The 26,301-nt window shown below is 72.7% G+C and carries 24 protein-coding genes and 1 pseudogene; 13 read left to right on the top strand and 12 right to left on the bottom strand.

The window, feature by feature from the left end; translation table 11 throughout:
• Positions 1-171 precede the first annotated feature (171 nt).
• Both ACH4K1_RS17475 and clpS read right to left on the bottom strand, forming a co-directional pair.
• The gene (locus tag ACH4K1_RS17475; protein WP_398090179.1) at positions 172-783 is read right to left on the bottom strand and encodes a DUF2017 domain-containing protein; all 612 of its coding nucleotides are present in this window, start codon (positions 781-783) and stop codon (positions 172-174) included.
• A gap of 72 nt (positions 784-855) precedes the next feature.
• Complete coding sequence (clpS, locus tag ACH4K1_RS17480; protein ID WP_145800297.1) at positions 856-1,173, bottom strand: ATP-dependent Clp protease adapter ClpS; 318 nt, start codon at positions 1,171-1,173, stop codon at positions 856-858.
• 79 nt (positions 1,174-1,252) lie between these two features.
• On the opposite strand from clpS, the gene ACH4K1_RS17485 reads away from it, so the two are divergent.
• A complete protein-coding gene (locus ACH4K1_RS17485; RefSeq protein ID WP_398090180.1) occupies positions 1,253-2,581 on the top strand; it encodes a nicotinate phosphoribosyltransferase in 1,329 nt (442 codons plus the stop codon).
• 219 nt (positions 2,582-2,800) lie between these two features.
• On the top strand, positions 2,801-3,391 hold the full coding sequence (locus tag ACH4K1_RS17490) for an isochorismatase family protein (protein ID WP_398090181.1): 591 nt from the start codon (positions 2,801-2,803) through the stop codon (positions 3,389-3,391).
• A 54-nt stretch (positions 3,392-3,445) separates the two neighbouring features.
• On the opposite strand, the gene ACH4K1_RS17495 is transcribed toward ACH4K1_RS17490, so the two are convergent.
• Entirely contained in the window at positions 3,446-3,910 is a 465-nt protein-coding gene (locus ACH4K1_RS17495; RefSeq protein ID WP_398090182.1) for a hypothetical protein, read from the bottom strand.
• A gap of 124 nt (positions 3,911-4,034) precedes the next feature.
• Complete coding sequence (locus tag ACH4K1_RS17500; protein ID WP_398090183.1) at positions 4,035-6,437, bottom strand: immune inhibitor A domain-containing protein; 2,403 nt, start codon at positions 6,435-6,437, stop codon at positions 4,035-4,037.
• A gap of 410 nt (positions 6,438-6,847) precedes the next feature.
• On the opposite strand from ACH4K1_RS17500, the gene ACH4K1_RS17505 reads away from it, so the two are divergent.
• Entirely contained in the window at positions 6,848-7,150 is a 303-nt protein-coding gene (locus ACH4K1_RS17505) for a hypothetical protein (protein WP_398090184.1), read from the top strand.
• A 63-nt stretch (positions 7,151-7,213) separates the two neighbouring features.
• On the opposite strand, the gene ACH4K1_RS17510 is transcribed toward ACH4K1_RS17505, so the two are convergent.
• Both ACH4K1_RS17510 and ACH4K1_RS17515 read right to left on the bottom strand, forming a co-directional pair.
• The gene (locus ACH4K1_RS17510; RefSeq protein ID WP_398090185.1) at positions 7,214-7,879 is read right to left on the bottom strand and encodes an RDD family protein; all 666 of its coding nucleotides are present in this window, start codon (positions 7,877-7,879) and stop codon (positions 7,214-7,216) included.
• Between the two features lie 165 nt (positions 7,880-8,044).
• Entirely contained in the window at positions 8,045-9,832 is a 1,788-nt protein-coding gene (locus ACH4K1_RS17515) for an RDD family protein (RefSeq protein WP_398090186.1), read from the bottom strand.
• Between the two features lie 248 nt (positions 9,833-10,080).
• On the opposite strand from ACH4K1_RS17515, the gene ACH4K1_RS17520 reads away from it, so the two are divergent.
• A complete protein-coding gene (locus ACH4K1_RS17520) occupies positions 10,081-10,563 on the top strand; it encodes an SsgA family sporulation/cell division regulator (RefSeq protein WP_398090261.1) in 483 nt (160 codons plus the stop codon).
• 22 nt (positions 10,564-10,585) lie between these two features.
• On the opposite strand, the gene ACH4K1_RS17525 is transcribed toward ACH4K1_RS17520, so the two are convergent.
• A complete protein-coding gene (locus ACH4K1_RS17525) occupies positions 10,586-11,953 on the bottom strand; it encodes an FAD-binding oxidoreductase (RefSeq protein ID WP_398090187.1) in 1,368 nt (455 codons plus the stop codon).
• Between the two features lie 98 nt (positions 11,954-12,051).
• On the opposite strand from ACH4K1_RS17525, the gene ACH4K1_RS17530 reads away from it, so the two are divergent.
• Complete coding sequence (locus tag ACH4K1_RS17530; protein ID WP_398090188.1) at positions 12,052-13,752, top strand: tetratricopeptide repeat protein; 1,701 nt, start codon at positions 12,052-12,054, stop codon at positions 13,750-13,752.
• Between the two features lie 100 nt (positions 13,753-13,852).
• Here ACH4K1_RS17530 and hppD read toward each other — a convergent pair whose 3' ends face one another.
• A complete protein-coding gene (gene hppD, locus ACH4K1_RS17535; RefSeq protein WP_398090189.1) occupies positions 13,853-14,998 on the bottom strand; it encodes a 4-hydroxyphenylpyruvate dioxygenase in 1,146 nt (381 codons plus the stop codon).
• Positions 14,999-15,120: 122 nt separating this feature from the next.
• Between hppD and ACH4K1_RS17540 the strand changes: the two genes are divergently transcribed.
• From ACH4K1_RS17540 to ACH4K1_RS17575, 8 genes are all read left to right on the top strand, one after another.
• Entirely contained in the window at positions 15,121-15,594 is a 474-nt protein-coding gene (locus tag ACH4K1_RS17540) for an Lrp/AsnC family transcriptional regulator (protein WP_003968841.1), read from the top strand.
• Positions 15,595-15,636: 42 nt separating this feature from the next.
• Complete coding sequence (locus ACH4K1_RS17545) at positions 15,637-16,284, top strand: ABC transporter permease (RefSeq protein ID WP_398090190.1); 648 nt, start codon at positions 15,637-15,639, stop codon at positions 16,282-16,284.
• Entirely contained in the window at positions 16,277-17,542 is a 1,266-nt protein-coding gene (locus tag ACH4K1_RS17550; protein ID WP_398090191.1) for a betaine/proline/choline family ABC transporter ATP-binding protein, read from the top strand. The genes ACH4K1_RS17545 and ACH4K1_RS17550 overlap by 8 nt, the downstream gene beginning before the upstream one ends.
• Positions 17,539-18,405 carry an ABC transporter permease gene (locus ACH4K1_RS17555; protein ID WP_398090192.1) on the top strand — a complete coding sequence of 289 codons (867 nt, stop codon included), beginning with the start codon at positions 17,539-17,541 and terminating at the stop codon, positions 18,403-18,405. The genes ACH4K1_RS17550 and ACH4K1_RS17555 overlap by 4 nt, the downstream gene beginning before the upstream one ends.
• Before the next feature lie 227 nt (positions 18,406-18,632).
• Positions 18,633-19,523, top strand: a complete 891-nt coding sequence (locus ACH4K1_RS17560) for a glycine betaine ABC transporter substrate-binding protein (protein ID WP_398090262.1) — start codon at positions 18,633-18,635, stop codon at positions 19,521-19,523.
• Between the two features lie 73 nt (positions 19,524-19,596).
• Positions 19,597-20,214, top strand: coding sequence for a helix-turn-helix domain-containing protein (locus ACH4K1_RS17565; RefSeq protein WP_398090193.1), 618 nt, complete (start codon positions 19,597-19,599; stop codon positions 20,212-20,214).
• Positions 20,215-20,259: 45 nt separating this feature from the next.
• Positions 20,260-20,454 (top strand): hypothetical protein, encoded by a 195-nt coding sequence (locus ACH4K1_RS17570; RefSeq protein ID WP_398090194.1) that lies wholly within the window; start codon positions 20,260-20,262, stop codon positions 20,452-20,454.
• A 25-nt stretch (positions 20,455-20,479) separates the two neighbouring features.
• Complete coding sequence (locus ACH4K1_RS17575) at positions 20,480-21,907, top strand: MFS transporter (RefSeq protein ID WP_398090195.1); 1,428 nt, start codon at positions 20,480-20,482, stop codon at positions 21,905-21,907.
• Here the strand turns inward: ACH4K1_RS17575 and ACH4K1_RS17580 are convergent.
• The 4 genes and pseudogenes from ACH4K1_RS17580 to ACH4K1_RS17595 all read right to left on the bottom strand — a co-directional run.
• Positions 21,837-22,625, bottom strand: a complete 789-nt coding sequence (locus ACH4K1_RS17580) for a S16 family serine protease (RefSeq protein WP_398090196.1) — start codon at positions 22,623-22,625, stop codon at positions 21,837-21,839. The genes ACH4K1_RS17575 and ACH4K1_RS17580 overlap by 71 nt on opposite strands.
• A gap of 170 nt (positions 22,626-22,795) precedes the next feature.
• On the bottom strand, positions 22,796-23,440 hold the full coding sequence (locus ACH4K1_RS17585; protein ID WP_308187645.1) for a helix-turn-helix domain-containing protein: 645 nt from the start codon (positions 23,438-23,440) through the stop codon (positions 22,796-22,798).
• 676 nt (positions 23,441-24,116) lie between these two features.
• The gene (locus tag ACH4K1_RS17590) at positions 24,117-25,901 is read right to left on the bottom strand and encodes a DEAD/DEAH box helicase (protein ID WP_228991629.1); all 1,785 of its coding nucleotides are present in this window, start codon (positions 25,899-25,901) and stop codon (positions 24,117-24,119) included.
• Positions 25,902-26,057: 156 nt separating this feature from the next.
• Positions 26,058-26,277, bottom strand: a pseudogene (locus ACH4K1_RS17595) (type II toxin-antitoxin system death-on-curing family toxin); the annotation flags it as partial.
• Positions 26,278-26,301 lie beyond the last annotated feature (24 nt).

The raw sequence follows: 26,301 nt of genomic DNA on the forward strand, positions 1-26,301 counted from the left end.
CCCCTCAAAACCCCCCACCCCGCGCCCGGGGGGCTACACCCCCCCTCCTTGCGGGGGGGCAACCCCCCCGGGGGGGGGGGGCCGGGGGGCCCGGGGGGGGGCGGCCCGCGGGGGGGGGGCCCCCGGCCCCTGTTCCGGCGGAAACCGCCTGCGGAAAAGCCCGGGGAACGGTTACGGCATCAGCGTCTCGACGAGCGTCTCCTGGAGGGCGCCGAGCCAGAGGTAGGCCATCACCATGGGCTTGCGCGGATCGCTGTCGGGGAGCCGGTAGAGCGATCCCTCCTCGCCCTGGTCCTCGTCGGAGACCTCCAGCCGGGTGCCGATGGTCAGCCGCAGGTCGTTGAGGGACCGCAGCCAGCGGAGGCACTCGTCGGCGGTGAGGGTGAGGACGGCGCCGCCGTCCCCGACCGGGGAGAGCGCGTCCAGGGTGCGGACCACGGTGAGGGCGTCCTCGCGCTTGCCGGAGCGCAGGTCCATCTCGGTGAAGCGGCGGAACTCGGAGGACAGCTCACGCAGCTCCTCCTCCGGCTTCCCGCCCTCGCCGGGGGCGTCGGGGCCGCCGTAGGCGTCGGGGAAGAGGCGGGCCAGCGCCGGGTCGGACGGGGGCGTGCTGGGGCCCTCGGCGAAGAGGGCGGCGAGCGGGTCCTCGCCCTCGGCGGGCTGGTCGCCGGGGCCGATCAGCTCCAGCAGCTGGACGGCGAGGGAGCGCAGGATGGAGATCTCGACCTCGTCGAGCGCGACGGCCGCGCCGCCGCCTGGGGTGGCCTCGAAATGGCCGGCCATGGGGTCTCCGATGGTGGGTCGAACGGGGCAGGGCGGTACGGAGGGGCGCGCCGGGGCGCGGCGGCCCGTCGGTCAGTTGCGGTCCTGGGTGAGGGTGGCCCACAGTCCGTAGCCGTGCATGGCCTGGACGTCGCGCTCCATCTCCTCGCGGCTTCCGCTGGAGACGACGGCGCGGCCCTTCTGGTGCACGTCCATCATGAGCCGGTGGGCCTTGTCCTTCGAGTAGCCGAAGTAGGCCTGGAAGACATAGGTCACATAGCTCATGAGATTGACCGGGTCGTTGTGGACGAGCGTCACCCACGGGACGTCCGGCTCGGGGACCACGAAGGTCTCCTCGGCGGAATCAGGTCGTTCGATCTCCAGCGGAGTAGCAACGCTCACCTGTCCCATGCTGCCACCCGGGCGGCCGCGGCGCACAAACGGACCCCACATCTCGTCACTTTGACGAATAGGGGGTAGCATCCCAGCCATGAACACAGCGGACCTCGGGCGACGGGTCGGCGTTCCGTCGACCGCGCTCTTCACCGACCAGTACGAGCTGACCATGGTGCAGGCGGCCCTCAGGGCCGGCACCGCCGACCGGCACTCCGTCTTCGAGGCGTTCACCCGCCGCCTGCCCGAGGGGCGCCGCTACGGCGTCGTCGCGGGGACCGGCCGGGTGCTGGACGCGGTGGAGAACTTCCACTTCGACGACGAGATGATCGGCTTCCTGCGCCAGCAGGAGATCGTGGACGAGCCGACCCTCGAATGGCTGGCCGGCTACCGGTTCAGCGGCGACGTCTGGGGCTATCCGGAGGGGGAGGTCTACTTCCCCGGCTCCCCCGTCCTGCGCGTCGAGGGCACCTTCGCCGAGTGCGTGCTGCTGGAGACGGTGATCCTCTCCATCCTCAACCACGACTCCGCCATCGCCGCGGCCGCCTCGCGGATGTCGGCCGCCGCCGGGGGCCGCCGGCTCATCGAGATGGGCGCGCGCCGCACCCACGAGCTGTCGGCGGTCGCCTCGGCCCGCGCGGCGTACGTCGGCGGCTTCGACGCCACCTCCGACCTGGCGGCCGGCTTCCGCTGGGCGATCCCGACCGTCGGCACCAGCGCGCACGCCTTCACCCTGCTGCACGACACCGAGCGCGACGCGTTCCGGGCCCAGGTGGACTCGCTGGGCCGGGGCACGACGCTGCTGGTCGACACGTACGACGTGACCGAGGCGGTCCGGGCGGCCGTCGAGATCGCGGGCCCCGAGCTGGGCGCCGTACGGATCGACTCCGGGGACCTGCTCCTGGTCGCGCACCGGGTGCGCCAGCAGCTCGACGAGCTGGGGGCGACGAACACCAAGATCGTGGTGACCTCGGACCTCGACGAGTACGCCATCGCCTCGCTGGCCGCCGCGCCGGTGGACGCGTACGGGGTCGGCACCCAGCTGGTCACCGGGAGCGGGCACCCCACCTGCTCGATGGTCTACAAGCTGGTGGCCCGCGCAGGCTCGGGTGAGCCGGACGCCCCGCTGGTCCCGGTGGCCAAGAAGTCGCTCGGCGCGAAGGCGTCGAAGGGGGGTCGCAAGTGGGCCGCCCGCCGGACCGACGAGCACGGCGTGGCCGAGGCCGAGGTGATCGGCACCGGACCGGTCCCCGAGGCGCTGGCCGACCGGCAGCTGCTGGTGGAGCTGGTGCGGGACGGCGAGGTGGTCGCCCGCGAGCCGCTGGACGCGGTCCGGGACCGGCACGTGGCCGCGCGGGCGACGCTGCCGATGTCGGCGATCCAGCTGTCGCGCGGCGAGCCGGTGATCCCGACCGAGTACGTCTGAGACGGCCCGGCCCGCGCCCCGGCCGCCTCGGTACCCCGGCCCGGGGCGGTCCGGGCGCCCGGACCGGCCGGGTCCGGAACCGGCGGTTTCGCGGACGGGCTTGATTGTGACGTTTCAGTGCCTAGGCTCGAACCCTCGAAACCCTCGAACACACCACCCGGCCCCCCGCCCTCGCCTCCCTCCCCTCCCCGCACCCGCCCCCACCGAAGGACACCCGCCATGCACCGCGCATTGATCGTCGTGGACGTTCAGAACGACTTCTGCGAAGGCGGCAGCCTCGCGGTGGCGGGCGGCGCCGACGTCGCCGCCGCCATCACCGACCTGATCGGCGACGCCCAGCCCGCCTACCGCCACGTGGTGGCCACCCGCGACCACCATGTCGACCCGGGCGACCACTTCTCGGCCACCCCCGACTACGTGGACTCCTGGCCGGTGCACTGCGTCGCCGGCACGGAGGGCGTCGGCTTCCACCCGAACTTCGCGCCCGCCGTCGCCTCCGGGGCGATCGACACGGTCTTCGACAAGGGGGCGTACTCGGCCGCGTACAGCGGATTCGAGGGCACCGACGAGAACGGCGCCGGCCTTGCCCAGTGGCTGCGCGACCGGGGGGTCACCGAGGTCGACGTGGTGGGCATCGCCACCGACCACTGCGTACGGGCCACCGCGCTGGACGCGGTCCGTGAGGGCTTCGTCACCCACGTGCTGCTCGACCTGACCGCGGGCGTCTCCGGGGCCACCACCGAGCGGGCCCTGGCCGAGCTGCGGACGGCGGGCGTGAAGCTGACCGGCACGCCCGTCGTCGCCCCGTAGCCGCCCACCGCCGACGGCCCCGCCCGAGCCCGGTCACGGCCCGCCGGACACGCCCTAGGCGGCCGGGCGGGCCGGTCCGGCGTACCCGGCGGGGCCCAGCAGCGCCCTGATCGGGCGCCACAGCTCCTGGCACGACGGCAGCGGCAGCGGCTGCGGCGAGGCGGACGAGGAGGGGTGGGGCGGCGACGGCTGGCCCCCGAGGGCGCCGGGCCGGGCGACGGCCGGGCCCTCCTGCGGGGCGGTCCGCCACAGCAGCCCGTCCGGGTGGTGCAGCACCGCCGTGACCTCGTCCGGCGTGGGCGGCCGGTCGTTGCCGCGCAGGTAGACCGCCCGCAGCCCCAGATTGCGCAGCCGGGTCAGGGCGCGCGCCCGGTTCGCCGCGTGCACCAGCACCCGCACCGGGGCCCCGGGCCCCGTTCCCGTACCGCCGTGCGGTCCTGTGCCGTCGGCCGGTCTGGTGAGGGTCAGGGCGACCACCACCGTGCCGTTCGGCAACCTGCAGAAACCTCCGCCTGCCATGCTCCGCGCTCCCCCGTGAGACGTCGTGTCAATAAGGATATGAACAAGACGCACCTAAACACGATCGGCCGCCGCCCGCTAGGGGGCGACGGCCGATCATGGCGTGACCTGCGGCTTTACATGATCAGCGACCCGAGGGGCTGACCAGCACGCTCATCGTGCGGCCATCGAGGGGCTCGTGGACGATGGAGATACGGGTGTTGGTGTCAGGAACCTTGACACCGCCCGTGGGGTTCTCCTTGTACCAGTAGGTGCCCTTGCGGTCGTCGAAGACCGGGTTGCCCAGGCTGGGCTTGATGTACAGCGGAACGTCCGCGTTGTGGAGCGTGAAGCCCTTGTTCGGGTACCAGCTGAACGGGGCGTCGAACGGCTGGATCTTGTTGCGCAGGAGCGAGCCGTCCTTCCACTTGAGCGGCTTGGCGTGCGCGTCGACCGGCAGGATCAGACCCTGGCCCGGGTGGACCGAGGTGTTGTTGTCCTTCTGGGAGGTGTCCCAGAACCAGACCAGCAGACCGTTCTGGTAGGCGTAGTGCTCGACCCAGTCCGGACGGGTGGTGGAGAAGCCGAAGTTGTACGGGCCGACCTTCAGCGTCTTGTCGTAGGAGACGTACTGGCGGTTCTCCGCGATGTAGTACTGCGGGTAGTCCTGGGTGAAGGACTCGCCGATCCGCGAGAAGCCCTTGGCGGTCCAGCCGTTGTCGTCGCCCTCGGCGTTGTCCGAGAAGAGCGCCGCGCCGTCGGCGGTGACGGTGATGGCGTCGGCCGCGAAGCCCTTGCCGCCCGCGCCGCCGTCCGTCTGGTAGCGGAAGCGGAGGTCGATCTTCTTGCCCGCGTAGGCGTCCAGCGGGAAGGAGAGCTTCTTGTACGCGCCCGAGACGTCGGTCAGGGCCGGCTTGTCACTGGCGTCGCGCGGGATGGCCTTGCCGTCGGCGGTACCGTCGAGCGCGGTCCAGTTGGCGCCGCCGTTCTCGGACACCTCGGTGTAGAGGTAGTCGTAGTCGGCCTCGATGTCGTACCAGCCCGAAAGGTCCAGCACGGCCTTGGACTTGCCGGTGAGGTCGACCGAGCGGGTCAGGGTGTTCGACAGGTCGTCGCCCATGTCGCTCCACCACTGCTTCGCACCCTCGGCGGGCTTGACGACGGTGGTGGTGACGGCCTTCTTCGGCAGCTCGACGAGGAGCGCCTGCGGGTTCTCGGTGTTGTACTCCGAGACGCCCAGCTTGTGCAGCGAGGTCTTGCCCGCCTTGGCCGTGTCGTAGTCGAGCCAGCCCAGCTTGAGCTTGTCCCACGAGGTCATGTCGCCCGGCAGGTTGCCGATCTCGCCCTTGCCGGTGCCGAGCCAGGAGCCCGCCGACATCAGGGACCAGAAGCCGACCGAGTTCTCGCCGCCGCCGGAGGTGTCGTACAGGTCCGGGAGGCCGAGGTCGTGGGCGTACTCGTGGGCGAAGACGCCCAGTCCGCCGTTCTCGGGCTGGACGGTGTAGTCGCCGACCCAGATGCCCGTGTCGCCGATCTGCGCGCCGCCGGCCTTGTTGTCCGCGGGGCCGGTCGCACCGGCGTTGGTGCCGTACGCGTACCAGCGGTGCGCCCAGATGGCGTTGGTGCCCTCGGCGCCGCCGCCGGCCGACTCGTCCTCGCCGGCGTGGACCAGCTGGAAGTGGTCGATGTAACCGTCGGGCTCGTTGAAGTTGCCGTCGCCGTCGAAGTCGTAGCGGTCCCACTGGTCGTACTCGGCCAGGTTCGCCTTGATCTGGGCGTCGGTGCGGCCCTTGGCCTTCTGGTCGGCGACCCAGGCGTTGACGCCGTCGCGGACCGCGTCCCACACGTTGGCGCAGTTGGACTGGCCGCAGTAGTTGGAGCCGTAGCGGGCCTCGTTGTAGGGGACCTTGACCCAGTCGGAGACCTCGCCCTCGACCGAGTAGCGGCCGGAGGACGTCTTCTCGTAGTAGGTCTTGAGCGAGTCGACGCCCTTGCCCTCGCCGAAGTAGAGCTCCTGGAAGTGCTCCTGGTTGTAGTCGGCCTTCCAGGCGGTGCTGTTGTCCTTCTTCGGGTCCGGCTTGGCGATCTTGTTGTGCGCCGGGCCGGGGGCGCCGCCGTACTTCTTGACGGGCGGCTTGGGGCCGTCGCCGTCCGGGTCGAACATCGTGGTGTCGTCGACCTGGTCGCCGAACTCCAGCAGGATGGTGAAGATCTTGTCGGTCTTCTCCCGGCCGAGCTCCACGTACTTCTTGTCGTCGAGCTTGACGACCTTGGAACCGCCGCGGTTCGCGACCTTCTTCTCCCCGGCGAGCACCTGCTCCAGCGCGGCCTCGCGCTGGGCGGCCTGCTGCTCGCTGAAGGGGCCCTCCAGATTGTGCTCCACGTGCCCCTTGGCCGGCGCCGGGTCACGGCGGTCGACGCTGGAGACACCGGAACCCGATGAGCCGTCATGCGCCTGGGCGGTGGCGAAGGTCGACGCCGTCGCGGCGGTCGCGGCCATGGCCACGACAACGGCGGCGGCGCGGAGCGCCCGTCTCTGATTGGTCACTTGATGCAGTCCTCCCCGGGCGTGCGCGCTGCGGCCAGGGGGGTGTGAAAGGGGCCGCGCGCATCAACGCGTCACAAGTGACGACATTCGATCGGAGTTATGAGAGAAAAGACAGACCTTGACTTGGACAGACCAAGTGCACTATGCGGAGGGCGTTTCCGGTATGCGGACGGTATGGGAACGGTAAAGGAACGCCGAGCGTCCGGATCCGGCCCCCGGGACGGGTTCGACGGGCGCGTCCCACCGTCCGACCGGTGAGAGGCGTGACTCCGTGCGCCCCCTGTGCACCGGTACCGTGCGTTAGGCCACGCTTACCACCGGTCCGTGCGGGCATCCACCGTCGTAGGGTCGTTCGGCACGCACGATGCCGACCGGTCCGCCCATCCGACGTCCCGAGGACGGAAATCGCCATGCCGCGTCCGACTGCCGCACAGTTCGCCTACGGTTCGGCCACCGTCGTCGTCACGACGCTCGCCCTGCTGCTGCTGTCCCGCGCCCAGTCCGTCGTCGCCGTGGCCGCCGCCGGGGCGGTCGCGCTGGCCCTCGGACTCCTGGTGGCCCTGCGGCTGCCGGCCGCCCGCCCCCGAGCGGACCGGACCGGGCCCGCCGCCGCCGTTCGGGCCGCCGCCCGGACGCACCACGCGCCGCGCTCCGCCGACGTGCGGGAGCGGGTTCCGGCGGGGGGCCCGCCGGCGCGGTCGGACGCCCCCTAGGGTCTGCCGCCGAGCCGCCGCCTGCCGGGCGGCGCCCGGCGCCCGCGCAGGCCCGCGGAGCCGTCAACGGACGGCGACGACGACCGTCTTGGCCGCCTTGTCCTGCAACCCCTGCCGGTAGGGCTTGTCGGTGAACATCAGCACGATGTTGATCAGCCACCACAGGCAGGGGCAGCACAGGAGCGCCGGCGCCCACAGCACGACGGCCCGCATCAGCGCGGCCCCGGTGTCGGGCACCCGGCCGTCGCTGAGCATCGCGACGCGCATGTTCAGCAGCCGCTTGCCCAGCGTGCGGCCGTCCTTGTGCGTGAAGTAGGTGTCGTAGGCGACGTACACCACCAGGCCGATGACCGACCACACCAGTTGCTGCCCGCCGTAGCCGCCGGCGACCGCGTCCCCGAACCCGTCGTCCCCCTCCCCGTTGACGTCGACCGCGCCGCCCCAGGGCAGCGAGATCAGGTACAGCGGGATGGAGATGACGAGGAAGTCGATGAGCCGCGCCAGGATGCGCTTCCCCGGCTCCGCGAGCGGCGGCATCCCGGCCAGCGGGTCGGGGGCCCCGAAACCGCCGCCGCTGCCGTACGGATCGTTCGGCGGGGGCGGAGGGGGCGGGGGCGGGGCGCCGCCGTACGGCTGACCGGAGGACGGCGGCGGGGGTTCCTGCGGCTTCTTGAGGAACGGATCGTCGTCCTCGGGCGGCTGGCCGGGCGTCGGCTGGTCGTTGCTCATGGGGGCAGTGCACCCCGCACCACCGGGGCCCGCAACGGCTCAGGCGCGTTCGGGGGAAGCCCGGCGGCATACGAGTTCCGACCGGCATGCCGCCGCCCGTCCGGCCCGGTCCTCCGATAGGCGGACGGCGGCTTTCCGGCCGGCGGACGCCGGTACGGAGGGGGTTCAGCCCGCCACGAACGTCCGGGCCGCCTTGTCGTGCCAGCACTGGCGCCAGGGTCGGTCGAACAGGCACCACAGGACGTTGACCACCCCGAGCACGACCAGCCCCAGCACTCCGTAGACCAGCCAGCGGCGCAGGGCGGCGCCCAGCGACGGGGTCTCGTGCGACTCGATGTCCCGTACGTCGAGCCCGAACAGTTTCTTGCCCAGCGTCCGGCCCCACTTGGCCGTCGGCAGCGCCTCCAGGAGGAAGCCGAGCAGCAGGAAGGCGGCGAGCAGGGCGCCGAGCAGCGTTCCGGTGGTGGAGTCCAGCAGCCAGACGGTGACGGTCTGCCCGGTCTCCTTGGCCGCGGTGATCTTCCGGTCGATGTGGTCGAGCGCCCGTACCGTCAGCGGGACCGCCGCCGCTCCGACGACCGCGCCGAGCACCAGGTTGTCCACCAGACGGGCGGCGAACCGCTTGCCGAGCCCGGCGGGCCGGGCCGACGCCTGGTCGCGGGCGAGCTGCTGGAAGGGGTCGTCGACCGGCGGCTTCCAGGGCACGACGGGCTGGTCGGCCCCGTGGGGCGGACGTTGCCCGTGCGGCGGCGCGGACCGGTCCGGTCCGGGGGCCTGATGCGCCCACGAGGCCGAACCGCCGGCCGGCCCGGTGAACGGCGCACGTACCGGGTCGGCGGGGGCCGGGACGGGCGCAAAGGGCCCGCCGGGAGCCGCCGCCTGCGGCAGGTGCGCCTGCTGTGCCGGGGCGTACGCCTGGGGCTGCGGAGACTGCGGTGCCCGCTGGGGCGAGGGCTGCGACGACCGCTGCGCCTGCGGGAGCTGCGGCGCCTGCTGAAGCTGCGGGGGCTGGGGAGCCTGCTGTGCGGACTGTGGCTGCGGGAGCTGCGCGGACTGCGGTGGCTGCTGCGCCTGCGGGAGCTGCGGTGCCTGCCGCGCGGGCTGCGCCTGCTGTGCCGGGGGGTTCGGCCGGGCCTGCGCCGCCTGGACCGGCGGCGGCTGATGCGGCGTCGGCCCGGCCTGGGCCGGGAGGGCCCGGGGCGCGGGGGCCGGGGCGAGGCCGTGCCGGGCCGCGCTCAGGTTCTGCGGTCCCTGCGGCGCCCCGGGGCCGGCCCCCGGCGGTACGGGGCCGGGCTGCGGGGCGTCCGGGCGCACCACGGCGGCCCCCGGCGCGCCGCCGCCCCGGGCGTCCTCCGGCCGCGCCCCCGCCGCGCGGATGGTGATCGTCCCCTCGGACGGGGGCCGCGTCCCGGCGGTCTCCTCGGCGGCGGGTCCTCCGCCCCCCTCCCCCGTCCCCGGCAGCACCCCGCCGACCGGGGCCTGGGCCAGCGGCGCGCGCGGGTCGGCGGCGGGCACGGGCGGGCCGGTGAGGGGCGAGGGCCGGGCGGCGGGCTCCCGGTTCGGCCCGCCCCAGTCGACCCGGCGGTCCCGATCGCCGCCGAAGCCGGACTGGCGCGCGGTGTCGGCCTGCCAGACGGAGGCCGGCTCCCCCGGCCGCGCGGCGGGCTCGCCGGAGCCTGCCGCGCCCTCGTCCGGCAGGTCCCGGCCCGACGCGACCGCTCCCGGCCCGTCCTGGTGGGCGGCCTCCTCCTCGTCGAAGAAGATCGGGCCCGTCTCCTCCACCGGCGCGGTGGGCGCGCCGGTCTCCGGGGCGGGGGCGGCGGGCGCGGGGCGGCTCGTACCGGGAACCCAGGAGGCGCCGTTCCAGTACCGGACGTACCCGGGGATGGAGGGGTCGGGGTAGTAGCCCTCGCGCGGGCTTTCGTCACCGGGTGCCGGAGTTGGCGCGCTCATCAGCGGATCCCGTATCTCTTCGAGGCCACAGGCCGTCCCCGGCGCTGCGGGCGGACGGCCTCAATACAAGGGTCCACATCTATCAGACAGCCGGCCGCCCCCGGGCCGGTCCACCTGTTCGGACCCCCTTTCGGGACCGCCCGAAGTTTTTTTGAGAAGTCGCGTCATAACCCGCGGGGAGGGCGCTCTCTCCTGGTGCGGGACGGTCACGGGACCGGCCCCTGAGCACCGGAAGGTTGTGCATGTCGATGATGAGCATCGTGGAACGTGAGCTGGAGCTGAAGCTGGTCCTGTCCCCCGAGCGGTCCATCCCGGTGCCCGCCCGGCTGACGTACCGCACCGACGACCCGTTCGCGGTGCACGTCGCGTTCCACATCGGTTCCGATTCGCCGGTGCACTGGACGTTCGCGCGGGAGCTGCTGGTGGAGGGCGTGTTCCGGCCGTGCGGCCACGGTGACGTGCGGATCTGGCCGACGAAGGTCGCGGGCCGCAGCGTCATCTGCGTGGCCCTCACCTCCCCCGACGGCAACGCCCTGCTGGAGGTGCCGTCGGCCGCCGTGGCCGCCTGGGTGGAGCGGACGCTGCGGGTGGTGCCGCCGGGCACCGAGAGCGACCGGCTCGGGATGGACGAGGCGCTGGCCGAGCTGCTGGCCCCGCTGCCGGCCGACGACCTGTGGCTGAGCGACCCGTGGTCGTCGGACGACACGTCCTCCCAGGACGGCGAGGTGTGAGGGCGGCGGTACGGGAGGGGTGTCAGAAGAGCTTGCCGGGGTTGAGGAGGTTCAGCGGGTCGAAGGCGGCCTTGACGGAGCGTTGCAGGGCGAGACCGGTGTCGCCCAGTTCGCGGGCGAGCCACTCCTTCTTGAGGAGGCCGACGCCGTGTTCGCCGGTGATGGTTCCGCCCAGCTCCAGACCGAGCGCCATGATCGCGTCGAAGGAGGCGCGGGCCCGGCGGGACTCGTCGGGGTCGGCCTGGTCGAAGCAGACGGTGGGGTGGGTGTTGCCGTCGCCGGCGTGGGCGCAGACGCCGATGGTGAGGCCGTACTCCTCGGCGATGGCCGCCGTGCCCGCGAGCATCGCGCCGAGCTGTGAGCGGGGTACGCAGACGTCGTCGATCATGGTGGCGGAGTTGACGGCCTCCAGCGCGGTGAGGGCCAGCCGCCGGGCCTGGAGCAGGAGTTCGGACTCGGCCGGGTCGTCGGCCGGGACCACTCCGGTGGCCCCGGCGGCGGTGCAGAGCGCCCCCACGGCGGCGAGGTCGGCGGCCGGGTCCGGCGTGTCGAAGGCGCAGAGGAGGAGCGCCTCGGTGGTCTCGGGCAGCCCCATGGAGGCCAGCGCGTTGACGGCACGCACGGTCGTACGGTCCATGAGTTCGAGGAGTGACGGCGTGTGACCGCGTTCCATGATCCGGCACACCGCGTCACAGGCGGCGTCGGCGGAGGGGAACTCCGCGGCGAGGACGAGTTGCCGGGGCGGCCGCGGCCGGAGCGCGAGGACGGCCTTGACGACGATGCCGAGGGTGCCCTCGGAGCCGACGAAGAGCCGGGTCAGATCGTACCCGGCGACGCCCTTGGCGGTGCGGCGGCCGGTGGTCAGCAGCCGTCCGTCGGCGAGGACGACGTCCAGGCCCAGGACGTACTCGGCGGTGACCCCGTACTTCACGCAGCACAGGCCGCCGGAGGCGGTGCCGATGTTGCCGCCGATGGTGCACGTCTCCCAACTGGAGGGGTCCGGCGGGTAGTACAGGCCGTGTTCGTCCACAGCGCGTGACAGCACCGCGTTGACGACGCCCGGTTCGACGACGGCGATCCGGTCGACCGGGCTGATCTCCAGGATGCGGTCCATCCTGACCAGGGAGAGCACGACGCAGCCGTCCGAGGCGTTGGCCGCGCCGGACAGGCCGGTACGGGCGCCCTGCGGGACGACGGGGACGCGCAGTGCGGTGGCAGTGCGCATGACGTGCTGGACCTGCTCGACCGTACGGGGGAGCACCACGACGGCCGGGGCGCCGGCCTCGCAGAAGCTCGCCATGTCGTGGGCGTAGGACGCGGTGACGTCCGGGTCGGTGATCAGCGTCTCGGGGGGCAGCCCCGCGCGCAGCCGTTCGAGGAGATCGCTCATGATTCCAGCGTGGCAGCCGGGGCCAATGGTGTGAACCCGTGGGCGGGAGGCGATCCCTCAACGCGGTGTGCTCGTATGACTGACGCAGAGTGATGGCCATGGATGTCATGCCGCAGCAGGATCCGGAGTCCCGTCAACCGCCCGAGCCGCCCCCCGGGCACCCCTACGCGCTGCCCGCCGAAGGCGCCACCGCCGTGCCCCCGCCGCCGCCCACGCTGCGCACGACGCTGCGCCGGGCCGCCTTCGGGGCGGTGGCCGCCGGAGTGCTGCTGGCCGGGGCGCTGGTGGCGGTGGAGGGCCGGGAGGGCGGAGAGCCGGAGGAGCCGGGGCCGGTCGAGCGGGCCGAGGCGGCGGCGGCCGCGGGCTCCCCCGCCTCCCTCTCGGACCTCACCGCCCTGATCGGGGACCGGCAGAAGTGGGTGGAGTCCCATCCGAAGGACGCGCCGTCCCTCGCGGTGCTGGGCACGGCGTACGTGGAGTGGGCGCGACGGTCGGGCGATCCGGCGTACTACACGCGCGCCGAGCAGGCCCTGAAGCGTTCGCTGGAGGCGCGGCCGGGCGAGCGCGGGAACGAGGAGGCGTGGGTGGGGCTGGCGGCCCTGGCCAACGCCCGGCACGACCACCTCGCGGCGAAGCGGTGGGGCGAGAGCGTGAGGAAGCAGCGGCCGGGGGCCTGGAGCGTGTACCCGGTCCTCATCGACGCGTACACCGGGCTCGGGGACCAGAAGGCGGCGACCGCGGCCACGGAGAAGTTCGGCGAGCTGCGCAAGGGCGTCCCGGCCCTGGCCCGCACCGCCGACCTGTACCGGGGCCAGGGCTGGCGCGAGGACGCGCTGGCCACCGCCCGGGAGGCCGCGGACCGGGCGGTGCGGCCCGCCGAGAAGGCCGAGGCGCTCCACCGGCTGGGCGAACTGGCCTGGGAGCGGGGCGAGCCGCAGGAGGCGGTGGACCAGTTCGACGCGGCGCTGCGCACGGACCCCGGCCACCACGCCTCGCTGGCGGGCCGGGCGCGGGCGCTGGTGGCGCTGGAGCGGACGGACGAGGCGCTGGCGGCGTACCAGAGCGCGCTGGAGAAGCTGCCGCGCCCGGAGTACGCGCTGGAGCTGGGCGAGCTGTACGCGTCGCTGGGGCTGGACGGGGACGCCCGCACCCAGTACGCGAAGCTGCGGGAGATGGTGGCGGCGGCGAAGAGGGCCGGGGTGGACGAGTCCCTGCCGCTGGCCCGGTTCGAGGCCGACCACGGCGACCCGGACGCGGCGGTGGAGCTGCTGCGCGCCCGGTGGCGGGGGCAGCACCGCAGCGCGGCGGTGGCGGACGCGCTGGGCTGGGCGCTGCACCGGGCGGGGAGCTCCGAGGAGGGCCTGGAGTACGCGCAGCGGGCCGCCGACACGGGTGTGCGGAACGCGTCGTACGCGTACCACCTGGGCGTGATCCAGCGGGAGCTGGGGCGTTACGGTCCGGCGCGCCGGAACCTGGAGCAGGCGGTGCGCACCAACCCGGCGTTCTCGCCGCTGGACGCGCCCCTGGCCCGTGAGGCGCTGGAGGAGCTGGGCGAGCCGCCGTCGGGCGGCCCGGGCGACACGCGGCCGCCCGCGCCCCCGCCGGCCCCGGAGCCCGCGCCGAAGCGGGAGCCGGGTCCGGCGGCGGAGTCCGGGCCGAGGAGGCCCGGCGCCCCGGCCGCCTCGAAGTCTCCGGCCCCCGCACCGTCCCCCACCCCCACCCCGTCCGCGTCGAAGCCGCCGAAGGAGCCCGCAGCGGCCGGGGCGGGCGGCGCGGCCCCGCCGGCGACGGGCACGTGAGGGGACTCCGTCAGGGAGGCGGGAGCGACGGGCGCCGCCGCGGCCCGGGGTACTGCCCCGGGCCGCGGCGGCGTTCTCCGTACCCGGGTACGGGTACGGGTCAGAGGTTGCCGCGCTTCTCCTGCTCGCGCTCGATCGCCTCGAAGAGGGCCTTGAAGTTGCCCTTGCCGAAGCCCATGGAGCCGTGGCGCTCGATCATCTCGAAGAAGACGGTCGGCCGGTCCTGGACCGGCTTGGTGAAGATCTGCAGCAGGTAGCCGTCCTCGTCGCGGTCGACGAGGATCTTCAGCTCGCGCAGGGTCTCCACCGGCACCCGGGTCTCGCCGGCCCACTCGCCGAGGGTGTCGTAGTACGAGTCGGGGGTGTCCAGGAACTGCACGCCGGCGGCGCGCATCGAGCGGACCGTGGAGACGATGTCGTTGGTGGCGAGCGCGATGTGCTGGACGCCGGCGCCGCCGTAGAACTCCAGGTACTCGTCGATCTGCGACTTCTTCTTCGCGATGGCCGGCTCGTTGATCGGGAACTTGACCTTGAGCGTGCCGTCCGCGACGACCTTCGACATGAGGGCGGAGTACTCGGTGGCGATGTCGTCGCCCACGAACTCCTTCATGTTGGTGAAGCCCATGACCTCGTTGTAGAAGCCGACCCACTCGTTCATCCGGCCGAGCTCGACGTTGCCGACGCAGTGGTCGATAGCCTGGAAGGTGCGCTTGGCGGGGGGCTCGACGATCGGCGAGGCCTCCGCGAAGCCGGGGAGGTAGGGGCCGTCGTAGGCGGAGCGCTCCACCAGGGTGTGGCGGGTCTTGCCGTACGTGGCGATGGCGGCGAGGACGACGGTGCCGTTCTCGTCCTTGACCTCGTGCGGCTCGGTGAGGCCGCGCGCGCCGTGCTCGACGGCGTACGCGTACGCCGCGCGGGCGTCCGGGACCTCGATCGCCAGGTCGACGACGCCGTCGCCGTGCTGGGCCACGTGGTCGGCGAGGAACGTGCCCCACTCGGTGGACGCCTTGATCACGGAGGTGAACACGAACCGGGCGGCGCCGTTGGTCAGGACGTAACTCGCGGTCTCGCGGCTGCCGTTCTCCGGCCCGGAGTAGGCGACCAGCTTCATGCCGAAGGCGGTCGAGTAGTAGTGCGCGGCCTGCTTGGCGTTGCCCACGGCGAAGACGACCGCGTCCATTCCCTTGACCGGGAAGCGGTCGGCCTGCGCTGCGGTGTCGGGGCTGGTGTGCAGAGTCTCAGTCATGTTCGAAGGCTCTCCCCACATCGCAAGGTGCGCAATAGTTTGCGCATTCACTGGTCAATATGCTCAGCCGGTCGCCATGATGTCCGGACCATCTGTACAGGGTGACCACCGGAGGCGGCGTCATGGCGATCGATCATCTGGACGGGCGGCTCATCGTGCTCCTGGCGCGCGAACCGCGTATCGGCGTCCTCGAAGCATCCCGGCGGCTCGGGGTGGCGCGCGGGACCGTGCAGGCGCGGCTGGACCGCCTTCAGTCGAATGGCGTCATCCGGGGGTTCGGGCCCGACGTGGACCCGGCGGCGCTCGGCTACCCGGTCACCGCGTTCGCCACGCTGGAGATCAAACAGGGCCAAGGTGCCGACGTACGGGCCCACTTGGGAGGCGTGCCGGAGGTGCTGGAGCTGCACACCACCACCGGGCACGGCGACATGTTCTGCCGTCTGGTGGCCCGTTCCAACGCCGATCTCCAGCGGGTGATCGACCGGGTCGTCGGATTTGATGGCATCGTCCGGGCCTCCACGGCGATCGTCATGGAGAACCCGGTTCCGCTGCGGATCATCCCGCTGGTGGAACAGGCGGCCGAGGACACCGACTGAGCGAAGGGCTCGGGAGGCCCGCCCGACCCGAAGGAGCGCCGTGTGAGCTTCTGGGAGTACCTGGACACCCGCCACCAGCAGCTCCTCACGGACGCGTTCCAGCACGTCAGCGCGGTCTTCCAGTGCATGGTCATCGCCACCGTGCTGGGTGTGGCCATCGGGGTGGCGAGCTACCGCAGCGGCTGGGGCGGCTCTCTGGCGATCACCTCCACGGCGACGGTCCTCACCATCCCCTCCCTCGCCGCGATCGGCCTGCTGATCCCGCTGGTGGGCCTCGGCGTCGCGCCGACGGTGATCACCCTGACGCTGTACGGGCTGCTGCCGGTCGTCCGGAACTCCATCGTCGGGCTGCGGGGCGTCGATCCGTCGCTGGTGGACGCGGCGACGGGCATCGGGATGTCGCGGACGGCGCGGCTGTGCCGGGTGGAGCTGCCGCTCGCCTGGCCGCCGATCCTGACCGGCATCCGGGTCTCCACGCAGATGCTGATGGGGATCGCCGCCATCGCCGCGTACGCCTCCGGACCCGGCCTCGGCAACGAGATCTTCCGGGGGATCGCCTCCCTGGGCAGCGCCAACGCGATCAACCAGGTCCTCGCGGGGACGCTCGGCATCGTCGTCCTCGCCCTGCTCTTCGACGCCGCGTACGTCCTGCTGGGACGGCTGACCATCCCGAGGGGGATCCGTGGCTGAGACCGGGACCGCGTCCGCTCCGGCGGAGGGGGCCGCCGCCGCCTCCGGGGCCGCCATCCAGCTGGAGAACCTCACCAAGAGCTACCCGGGCAACCCGAACCCGGCCGTCGAGGACGTGTCGATGGAGATCAGGGCGGGCGAGACGGTGGTCTTCGTCGGCCCGTCCGGCTGCGGGAAGTCCACCACCCTGAAGATGATCAACCGGCTGATCGAGCCGACGTCGGGCCGCATCCGGATCGGCGACGAGGACGTCACCGACATCGACCCGGTGAAGCTGCGCCGCAAGATCGGGTACGCGATCCAGTCCTCCGGCCTCTTCCCGCACATGACGGTCGCCGACAACATCGCGCTGGTCCCGAAGATGGTGGGCTGGTCCAAGTCCCGCGTGAAGGACCGGGTGGAGGAGATGCTCGACCTGGTGGGCCTGGACCCGCGCGAGTTCCACGGCCGCTATCCGCGCCAGCTCTCCGGGGGCCAGCAGCAGCGGGTGGGCGTGGCGCGGGCACTGGCCGCCGACCCTCCCGTCCTCCTGATGGACGAGCCGTTCGGCGCGGTCGACCCGATCACCCGCGACCACCTCCAGGACGAGCTGATCCGGCTCCAGCACGAGCTGCACAAGACGATCGTCTTCGTCACCCACGACTTCGACGAGGCGATCAAGCTGGGCGATCGGATCGCGGTGCTGCGGGAGCGGTCGCACATCGCGCAGTTCGACACCCCCGAGGCGATCCTGACCAACCCGGCGGACGACTTCGTCTCCGGGTTCGTCGGGGCGGGCGCGGCCCTCAAGCGGCTGAACCTGACCCGGGTACGGGACGTGGGGATCGCGGACTTCCCGACGGTGACGGTCGAGGACCCGCTCCAGACGGTCTTCGACAAGCTGCGCGACGGCCCGCACAACGAGCTGCTGATGCTGGACCGCCGCAACCGCCCGTACAAGTGGCTGCGGCGCGGCGACCTGATGCGGGCGCGCGGTTCGCCGGCACGGGCCGGGCAGCTGGTGCACGACACGGTGACCCGGGACGCCACGCTGCACGACGCGCTGGAGGCGGTGCTGACGGACAGCGGGGGCCGGGTGGCGGTGACCGGGCGGCGCGGCGAGTTCATCGGGGTCGTCGACATGAAGACGCTGATGGACAACGTGCAGGAGCTGCTGGAGGCCGACCGGCTGACCGCGATGGAGCACCGGCACGAGCTGGAGGAGGAGCACGCCCACCGGACGGAGCAGGAGCTGGAGGGGGGTGGCGGCGGAACATGAGCCCCAGCCACCGGGCCCGCTCCGGGAAGGAGCCGCCCCCCACCCGGCCGCCGGGCGAACACGACGTCGAGGGCCACGCGTTCCACGACGAGGAGGGCAGCCCCTCCCCCGCCCCGGCCGCCCCGGCGCGCCGGATCACCCGGCGGAAGCTGGTGGTCCTGCCGACGGTGCTGGTGGCCGTCCTGGCGGTCACCTACGTGTGGATCACCAATGTCCACCTGGACTCGATCGCGGAGAACTCGCTGACCGGCGGCAATGTGCAGCTGCGCTGGTGGCAGCACGTGCGGCTGACGGCGGTCTCCACGTTCTGGGTGCTGGTCATCGCGATCCCCCTGGGCATCGCCCTGACCCGGCGGCGGCTGCGAAGGGCGGCCCCCGTCTTCACCGCGCTGGCCAACATCGGGCAGGCGACCCCGGCGATCGGGCTGCTGGCGCTGCTGGTGATCTGGCTGGGCGTCGGCCCGCGTACGGCGATCATCGGCATCGTGGTCTACGCGGTGCTGCCGGTGCTCTCCAACACGGTGGCGGGGCTGCGGGCGATCGAGCCGAACATGATCGAGGCGGCGCGCGGGATGGGGCTGTCCGGCCGGGGCGTGCTGCTGCGGGTGGAGCTGCCGCTCGCGGTGCCGCTGATCCTGGCGGGCGTACGGACGGCGCTCGTGCTGAACGTCGGTACGGCGACGCTGGCCACCTTCGGCGGGGGCGGCGGTCTCGGCGACCTGATCACCTCGGGCATCCAGACGCAGCGGATGCCGGTGCTGGTCATCGGCTCGGTGCTGACGGTGGTGCTGGCGCTGCTGGTGGACTGGCTGGCCTCGCTGGCCGAACTGGCGCTGACCCCGCGCGGGTTGGAGGAGCGGTGAGGGCGGCGTACGGTTTCGGGCGCGGGGGCCGGGCGGGAACCCGGTACGGGGGTCCGATCCGGACCGGGCGCGGGGGGCGGCGCGGGGCGGGGCGCGGGGGGCCGGTGGGAACCCGGCGCGGGGCCGAGCGCGGGGGCCGGGCGGGAACCCGGCGCGGGGCCCTCGGCGCCGCGGTCCTCTCCTTCGCCCTGCTCCTGGGCGGGTGCGGGCTCAAGAGCGGCTCCCCGATGGTGGACGACGTGTCGCCGGGGCCGGTCGGGCAGGGCGAACCGCTCAAGGGCGCGACCCTGACCGTGACCTCGAAGAACTTCAGCGAGAACATCATCCTGGGCCAGATGACCGGCCTGGTCTTCAAGGCGGCCGGGGCGGAGGTCCTCGACCGCACCAACCTCCCCGGCTCGATCAGTGCCCGCGAGGCCATCATCAACGGCGACGCCGACGCGCAGTGGGACTACACCGGCACCGGCTGGATCACCTTCCTGGGCCACGCGGACCCGATCGTCGACCCGGGGAAACAGTACGAGGCGGTACGGGACGAGGACGAGGGCAACGGGGTGATCTGGCTGCCCCCCGCCCCGCTGGACAACACCTACGCTCTGGCCATCAGCAAGAAGAACAACGCCAGGTACGGGCTGAAGACCCTCTCGGACGTGGCGGCGCTGGCGAAGAGGGACCCTGGGGCGGTGACGATCTGCGTGGAGAACGAGTTCGCCTCCCGCGACGACGGGCTTCCGGGCATGGAGAAGAAGTACGGGATGAGCATCCCGGCGGGCGGCATCCGGAAGATGGACGCCGGGATCATCTACACGCAGGTCTCCCGGTCCAGCTCCTGCCTGCTGGGCGAGGTGTTCACCACCGACGGCCGCATCAAGGCGATGGACCTCGACGTGCTGGAGGACGACAGGAACTTCTTCCCCAACTACAACGCCTCCCCGGTCGTCCACGAGGCGACCTTCGAGAAGTACCCGGTGATCGCCGAGCTGCTGGCGCCGCTCGCCCGCGCGCTGACGACCGAGGTCGCGCAGACGCTCAACGCCCGCGTGGACGTGGACGGCGAGGACCCGCACGAGGTGGCGAAGGAGTGGCTGGTGGAGAAGGGGTTCATCGAGACGGGGTGAGCGGCGGGAAAGTTGCAAAGGACCCGTTGCAAAAAAGCTTGCAAAGCTTCCTTTGCAACTCTACTGTCGCAGCATGCCCGAGAACGAGAACGCCCCCCGGCCCTCCCGCCGTACCGGCACCGGCCACAGGGTCCACAGCGTGGACGCCCGCACGCTACGCGCGGTCGCGCACCCCCTGCGGCTCCGACTGCTGAACACGCTGCGCGAGTTCGGCCCGGCCACCGCCTCCAAGCTCGGCGAGCGGCTGGGCGAGTCCAGCGGAGCGACCAGTTACCACCTGCGCCGACTGGCGGAGGCCGGACTGGTCGAGGACGCCCCGGAGTTGGGCAAGGGTCGAGAGCGCTGGTGGCGTTCGGTCCACGACGGCTCGATGCTCGAAAGCGCCGACTTCCGGCGCCACGCCGACCCGGAGGTGCGCGGGGCCATCGACTTCGTCCTGCACGAGACGGCCACCTCCCACGCCGAGGAGCTGAACACCTGGCTGGGCACCGTGGACGACTGGCCGGAGGAATGGCAACGCAGCTGGGACATGAGCGACTTCAAGATCCGCCTCACCCCCGAGCTGGCCCTGGAGCTGTCCCGCAAGGTCCACGAACTGGTGGAGAGCTACCGGGACGCCGTCCCCGAGGGCGCCGAGGGCTCGGCGGTCGTCCGTACCCACCTGCACCTCTTCCCGCGCCGCTCTGCATGAGCCGGTCGCCCGCCCCCCTCTCCTCCGTTCGAAGGGAAAACCGTTATGCACGCCGACGTCCACCACCTCCTGCACACGATCGATTCGGCCGAACTCCACTGCAGGGCGGCAGAGTTCCGCCTCCCCCGCGCCAGCCTGCGCGCCCGGCTCGGCTGGGTCCTGGTCGAGGTGGGCCTGCGGCTGACGGCCCAGGGCCGCGACACGGTCGTCCCGCGCGCCACCGCCTTCCGCCCGGCGTGACCACCGCCTCGGGGGGAGAGGGACCATGAGGAACCGCCGCATCCCGCTGGCCGCCACCCTGGCCGCCAACGCTGTTTCCACCGCGGGGACTTCGCTGACCCTGATCGGTGTCCCCTGGTTCGTCCTGGAGACCACCGGCAGTGCGGGCCGGGCCGGGGTCGTGGCGTTCTGCGCCACTCTGCCGATCGTCGTCGCCGCGCTGATCGGCGGCCCGGTCATCGACCGGATCGGCCGACGGCGCACGGCCGTCGCGTCCGACGCCGTCTGCGCGACCGCCATCGCGGCGATCCCGCTGCTGCACCTGGCCGGGGCCCTCGACTTCTGGATGCTGTGCACGCTGATGGCGCTCAACGGGTTCGCCCACACTCCGGGCAACACCGCGCGCTACGTGCTGATCCCGGACCTGGCCGAGCACGCCGGGACCACGCTCCCCCGGGCCGCCGGCCTCTTCGACGCGGTCTCGCGCGGGGCCCGGATGGTCGGCGCGGCCCTGGCAGGCGTCCTCATCGCCTTCGCCGGCGCGGAGACGGCCCTGCTGCTGGACGCGACGACCTTCGGGCTGTCGGCCCTGCTCATCGCCGCCGGGGTACGAGGGGTGCGCGCGGCCGAGCCGCGTGCGTCCGAGGCCCCGGTCTCGCTGCGCGCCTACGGCTCGCAGCTCCGCGAGGGATACGCCCATGTGCTGGGCCACCGGCTGCTGCTGGCGGTCGTGGCCATGGTGATGTTCATGAACGGCGTCGACCAGGGCTGGAACGCCGTCCTGCTCCCCGTGCACGCCGACGCGGAGCTGGGCGGCGCGACCGCCATCGGCCTGCTCACCGCGCTGTTCGGGGCGGGCGGCCTGGTGGGGGCCCTGGTGTACGGGGCGGTGGGGCACCGCTTCTCGCGCCGCGCGGTGTTCACGGTGTGCGTGCTCCTGTGCGGTGCGCCGAGGTTCCTGGTCGCCGCGGTGACCGGCACGACGCTTCCGCTGGCGGTGACGATGCTGCTCGGCGGGGTGGCGGGCGGGGTGCTGAACCCGATCCTGACGACGGTGATCTACGAACGCGTGCCGGACCGATTGCGCAGCCGGGTGTCGGGGACGCTGACGGCGGGCTGCGAGTTCGCGATGCCGCTGGGCGGACTCGCGGCGGGGCTGCTCGTGGAGGGCGCGGGGGTGGAGCGGGCGCTGCTGGCGATGGGCGGGGTCTACTTCCTGGCCACGCTGAGCCCGCTGGTGTTCCCGTCGTGGCGCACGCTGGACGACGTGCCGCAGGCGGAGAAGGGAGGGGAGGCGGAGGGCGAGCGGCCGTCCGTGCCGCCCGGAGCGGCCGCGGGCCCCGGCAGGGCCGCGGAAGGGGAGGCGACCGCCGTACCCGGCGCGACCGCCGTGCCGCCGCAGCTCAGCAGTGCGGCACCTTCCCGCCCGACCGGAGGGCCTTCAGCGAGCCGACTGCGTCCCCCAGCGTGTTGACGGGGACGACCCGCAGCCCGTCCGGCGCCTCGGCCTCCGCCTGGGAGCATTCGGCCTCGGGGACGAGGAAGACGCTCGCCCCGTCGCGGTGGGCGCCCTGGGCCTTCATGGACACGCCGCCGACCGCGCCGACCTTGCCGTCCGCCGTGATCGTCCCCGTACCGGCGATGGTGCGGCCGCCGGTGAGGCCGCCGCCGGACCCGTCGCCGTCGAGCTTGTCGATGATGCCGAGCGAGAGGAAGAGCCCGGCGCTCGGGCCGCCGATGTCGCCGAGGTCCACTGCCACCCGCATCGAACCGGGTTCGCGGTCCAGGTAGTTCAGGGCGGCGTCGACGGCGACGTTCTGCGACTGCTTCATGTCGTCGAGGTTGTGCTTCTCGATCTCCTTCTCCGATCCGCCGGTGGGGTAGACGGAGTCGCGCGGCATGACCGCCAGATCGGTCCGGAACCACGCGTCGAACACGTCACCGACGCGGACGTCCGCCTTCGGCCCGGTGGCGAGGATCGTCGTCATCCTCAGCTGGCCGTCGGTGGGCCGGGTCTCCGCACCGGTGATGGTGATCACCGGCCGCCCGTCGTTCTCGCCGAGCACGTCCGCGGTCACCCCGGGCCGCGCCACGGTGAACGGCAGCGGCGCGAAGGCCGCCGTACCGAACAGGGCGAGGACCGGCAGCGCGCAGAGGGCGAGGAAGCGGGGACGCGAGAGACGAGAGAGCACGCCCCCAATCTAACCGCCGAGCCGGAGCGGGAACGCGCCAGGCGTACGCGGTCCCGCTCCTCGCCCCGGCGCGCACGCCGGATTCCGCGGCGTACGTCCGCCGGGGAGCCCGGCGTGCGCGCCGGGCTCCCCGGGGATGTATGCCGGGGCGGCGCCGGGGGGGCGTACGGCTACCGCAGCGCGTCCGCGACTTCCCTGGCGGCGTCGAGCACTCGGGGTCCGACCCGTTCCGGGACGGCGTCGGCGAGCATGACGACGCCGACGCTCCCCTCCACGCCGGAGACCCCGACCAGGGGCGCGGCCGCCCCGCTGGCGCCGGCTTCGAGCTCGCCGTGGGTGAGGGTGTAGCCGGGGTGGTCGGCGTCCGCCGCCTGCCGGGCGGACAGAATGGCCCGGCCCGCCGCGCCCCGGTCCAGCGGGTGGCGGAAGCCGGCCCGGTAGGCGACGTGGTAGTCGGTCCAGGTGGGCTCGACGACGGCGACCGCGAGGGCGTCGCTGCCGTCGACGAGCGTGAGGTGGGCGGTGGCCCCGATGTCCTCGGCCAGGGAGCGCAGGGCGGGAAGCGCCGCTTCCCGGACGAGCGGGTGCACCTGTCGGCCGAGCCGCAGCACACCGAGACCGACCCGGGCGCGGCCGCCCAGGTCGCGGCGCACCAGGGCGTGCTGCTCCAGGGTGGCGAGCAGCCGGTAGACGACGGTCCGGTTGACGCCGAGCTTGTTGGACAACTCGGTGACGGTCAGCCCGTGGTCGGTGTCGGCGAGCAGCTTGAGGACGCGCAGTCCTCGGTCGAGCGTCTGGGAAGTCTCCGCTGTCACGACGCCCTCTCCTCTTCGGGGTGAGCGACGGCGGCCCGGCTCCGGAGGTTGCGACGCCGGTCCCAGCGGCGACGCACGGAGAGGCCGCCGGCCTGGCAAGGCACCGGCTGCGCTCCGCGGCGGCGTTGCCACGGGGCGTTCATATGGCGGGGACAGTAGCGAGCCAGTCCGCTCAGCGGAAGTCCTCGTCCAGAATCCGGTCTCCGGAATCAGGACCCCGAAACGGCCGACGCATAAGGGCCGGTCAGCGCGGTGTCGTCCGGTAAACGAACATCTACGCGCGTCCACGTGTCACGACCCCGGCGCGAAGGGCAGCACGCAGAGGTGAACAACCGTTAACGTTCCGTGAACAACCGCCCCATGATTCTTTACCCTGCCCCCCCTCCCGCCCCCGCCGGACCGGCCACCGCACTCCGCTCCGGGCCGCCTCGGGCCGCGCCCCCTCGGTAGCTTCCTGGCAGACGGCCGTCCTCGGAGACACCGCCCGGGAACGTCGCAACGACCTCGCCCGGGGCCTGGCCGGGCAACTCGGCTGTGCGGACGAGGCCGCGCTGCCCGCCCGGGTTCCCGAACCCGCGAACGGTTGACGGACACGACGAGAACGAGGAGGAGGGCGGGACGCGTACGCATACGCATACGCTTCCCGCCCTCTTCCGCCCCGGGCCCGTCCTCCCGCTCACTTCATGCGCGTGGCCCACTCCTGGACCTTCGCGATGCGCGTCTGGATCTGGTGGGCCGTGGCCTCCGCGCTCGGCGGGCCGCCGCAGACGCGGCGCAGTTCGTTGTGGATCACGCCGTGCGGCTTGCCGCTCTGGTGGGTGTAGGCGGAGACCATCGTGTTGAGCTGCTTGCGCAGGCTCAGCAGCTGCTTGTGCGTGACCACGGGCCGGGCCTCGGCGGGCTTCTCCAGGAGGTCGGCCTCCTCGGCCGGCTTCTGGCGGCTGTGCGCGATCTGCCGGCTCTGCCGCTTCTGGAGCAGGAGCTGCACCTGGTCCGGCTCCAGCAGCCCGGGGATGCCGAGGTAGTCCTGCTCCTCCTCGGAGCCGGGGTGGGCCTGCATGCCGAACTCGGCGCCGTCGTACAGCACCCGGTCGAAGACGGCGTCGGACTCCAGCGCCTCGAAGGGCAGTTGGTCCTCGGTCTCCTCGTCCTCCAGCCTCTCGGCGTCGGCGAGGAGCTTGTCCTCCTCGGAGAACGGGTTCTCCTCGTCACCGCCCTTCTTCGGCCTGTCGAGGACGTGGTCGCGCTCGACCTCCATCTCGTTGGCGAAGTCGAGGAGCATCGGAATGGTCGGCAGGAAGACGGAAGCCGTCTCGCCGCGCCGGCGGGAGCGTACGAAGCGGCCGACGGCCTGGGCGAAGAAGAGCGGCGTCGAGATGGTGGTGGCGTACACGCCGACGGCGAGCCGCGGCACGTCGACGCCTTCGGACACCATCCGCACCGCGACCATCCAGCGCGATTCGTCGGCGCTGAACCGGTCGATCTTCTTGGAGGCGGCCTTCTCGTCGGAGAGGACCACGGTCGGCGTCTCGCCGGTGACCTTCTTGAGGATCTTGGCGTACGCGCGGGCCGAGTCCTGGTCGGTCGCGATGACGAGGCCGCCCGCGTCGGGAATGCCCTTGCGGACCTCGGTGAGCCGCTTGTCGGCGGCGGCGAGCACGTTGGGGATCCACTCGCCGGTGGGGGCGAGCGCGGTACGCCACGCCTGGCCGATGGCGTCCTTGGTCATCGGCTCGCCGAGCCGGGCGGCGATCTCGTCCCCGGCCTTCGTGCGCCAGCGCATGTTGCCGCTGTAGCTGAGGAAGATGACCGGGCGCACGACGCCGTCCGCGAGCGCGTTGCCGTAGCCGTAGGTGTAGTCGGCGGAGGAGCGGCGGATGCCGTCGTTGCCCTCCTCGTACTGGACGAACGGAATCGGGTTGGTGTCCGAGCGGAACGGCGTACCGGTCAGCGCGAGCCGCCGGGTCGCCGGGTCGAACGCCTCCTGGCACGCCTCGCCCCAGGACTTCGAGTCGCCGGCGTGGTGGATCTCGTCGAGGATCACGAGCGTCTTGCGCTGCTCGCAGCGGTTGCGGTGGAGCATCGGACGGACGCCGACACCCGCGTACGTCACGGCGACCCCGTGGTACTCCTTGCTCAGCGGACCGGCGCTGTACTCGGGGTCGAGCTTGATCCCTATCCGCGCGGCCGCCTCCGCCCACTGCTTCTTGAGGTGCTCGGTCGGGGCGACGACGGTGATCTGCTGTACGACATGGTGGTGCAGCAGCCACGACGCCAGGGTCAGCGCGAACGTGGTCTTGCCGGCTCCGGGCGTCGCGACGGCGAGGAAGTCGCGCGGCTGCTCCTGGACGTACCTCTCCATGGCGCCCTGCTGCCAGGCTCGCAGCTTGCCGGCGGTGCCCCAGGGGGCGCGGCCGGGAAAGGCGGGTGAGAGGTGGTGGGAGGCGGTGGTAGTAGTCACGGTCTCCGGTTCGGGGCTCTCGGGTGCGTGGGGCGCTGTCCGCACCGGCCCGGCCCGATCGGGCCCGGCCTGCGATACGACAACCGGGCCACCCTACCGGGGGCCCGGTGGAAACCCGGTACGAACGAGTCGTGACGACGCCCGACGAGACCGTGCTCACATCGCGTCGGCGACCAGGTCCCGCAGCCCCTGGGAGACCGCCTCGATCTCGTCCGTCTCCCCCCGTCGCGACACTGATCACCAGGCGTTCCGCGGCATCGGTGTCGGGGCGCGGACCGACGCCGTTCACGGCCGGGAACGTGACGCACGAGAGCCACGCCGTCCTTTTGTTGCCGTCGAAGAGGGGGCGGTGGACCGCCAGGGACTGGAGGAGCGCCCTCCCCCAACGGAACAGGCCCCC

This window comes from Streptomyces sp. NPDC017448 (genome assembly GCF_044330565.1).
Taxonomy (GTDB): Bacteria; Actinomycetota; Actinomycetes; order Streptomycetales; family Streptomycetaceae; genus Streptomyces.

Coding starts and splice junctions, on each gene's coding strand:
- ACH4K1_RS17475 (WP_398090179.1), bottom strand. CDS start 783: ATGGCCGGCCATTTCGAGGCCACCCCAGGCGGCGGCGCGGCCGTCGCG.
- clpS (WP_145800297.1), bottom strand. CDS start 1,173: ATGGGACAGGTGAGCGTTGCTACTCCGCTGGAGATCGAACGACCTGAT.
- ACH4K1_RS17485 (WP_398090180.1), top strand. CDS start 1,253: ATGAACACAGCGGACCTCGGGCGACGGGTCGGCGTTCCGTCGACCGCG.
- ACH4K1_RS17490 (WP_398090181.1), top strand. CDS start 2,801: ATGCACCGCGCATTGATCGTCGTGGACGTTCAGAACGACTTCTGCGAA.
- ACH4K1_RS17495 (WP_398090182.1), bottom strand. CDS start 3,910: ATGGCAGGCGGAGGTTTCTGCAGGTTGCCGAACGGCACGGTGGTGGTC.
- ACH4K1_RS17505 (WP_398090184.1), top strand. CDS start 6,848: ATGCCGCGTCCGACTGCCGCACAGTTCGCCTACGGTTCGGCCACCGTC.
- ACH4K1_RS17510 (WP_398090185.1), bottom strand. CDS start 7,879: ATGAGCAACGACCAGCCGACGCCCGGCCAGCCGCCCGAGGACGACGAT.
- ACH4K1_RS17515 (WP_398090186.1), bottom strand. CDS start 9,832: ATGAGCGCGCCAACTCCGGCACCCGGTGACGAAAGCCCGCGCGAGGGC.
- ACH4K1_RS17520 (WP_398090261.1), top strand. CDS start 10,081: ATGATGAGCATCGTGGAACGTGAGCTGGAGCTGAAGCTGGTCCTGTCC.
- ACH4K1_RS17525 (WP_398090187.1), bottom strand. CDS start 11,953: ATGAGCGATCTCCTCGAACGGCTGCGCGCGGGGCTGCCCCCCGAGACG.
- ACH4K1_RS17530 (WP_398090188.1), top strand. CDS start 12,052: ATGGATGTCATGCCGCAGCAGGATCCGGAGTCCCGTCAACCGCCCGAG.
- hppD (WP_398090189.1), bottom strand. CDS start 14,998: ATGACTGAGACTCTGCACACCAGCCCCGACACCGCAGCGCAGGCCGAC.
- ACH4K1_RS17540 (WP_003968841.1), top strand. CDS start 15,121: ATGGCGATCGATCATCTGGACGGGCGGCTCATCGTGCTCCTGGCGCGC.
- ACH4K1_RS17555 (WP_398090192.1), top strand. CDS start 17,539: ATGAGCCCCAGCCACCGGGCCCGCTCCGGGAAGGAGCCGCCCCCCACC.
- ACH4K1_RS17560 (WP_398090262.1), top strand. CDS start 18,633: ATGGTGGACGACGTGTCGCCGGGGCCGGTCGGGCAGGGCGAACCGCTC.
- ACH4K1_RS17565 (WP_398090193.1), top strand. CDS start 19,597: ATGCCCGAGAACGAGAACGCCCCCCGGCCCTCCCGCCGTACCGGCACC.
- ACH4K1_RS17570 (WP_398090194.1), top strand. CDS start 20,260: ATGCACGCCGACGTCCACCACCTCCTGCACACGATCGATTCGGCCGAA.
- ACH4K1_RS17575 (WP_398090195.1), top strand. CDS start 20,480: ATGAGGAACCGCCGCATCCCGCTGGCCGCCACCCTGGCCGCCAACGCT.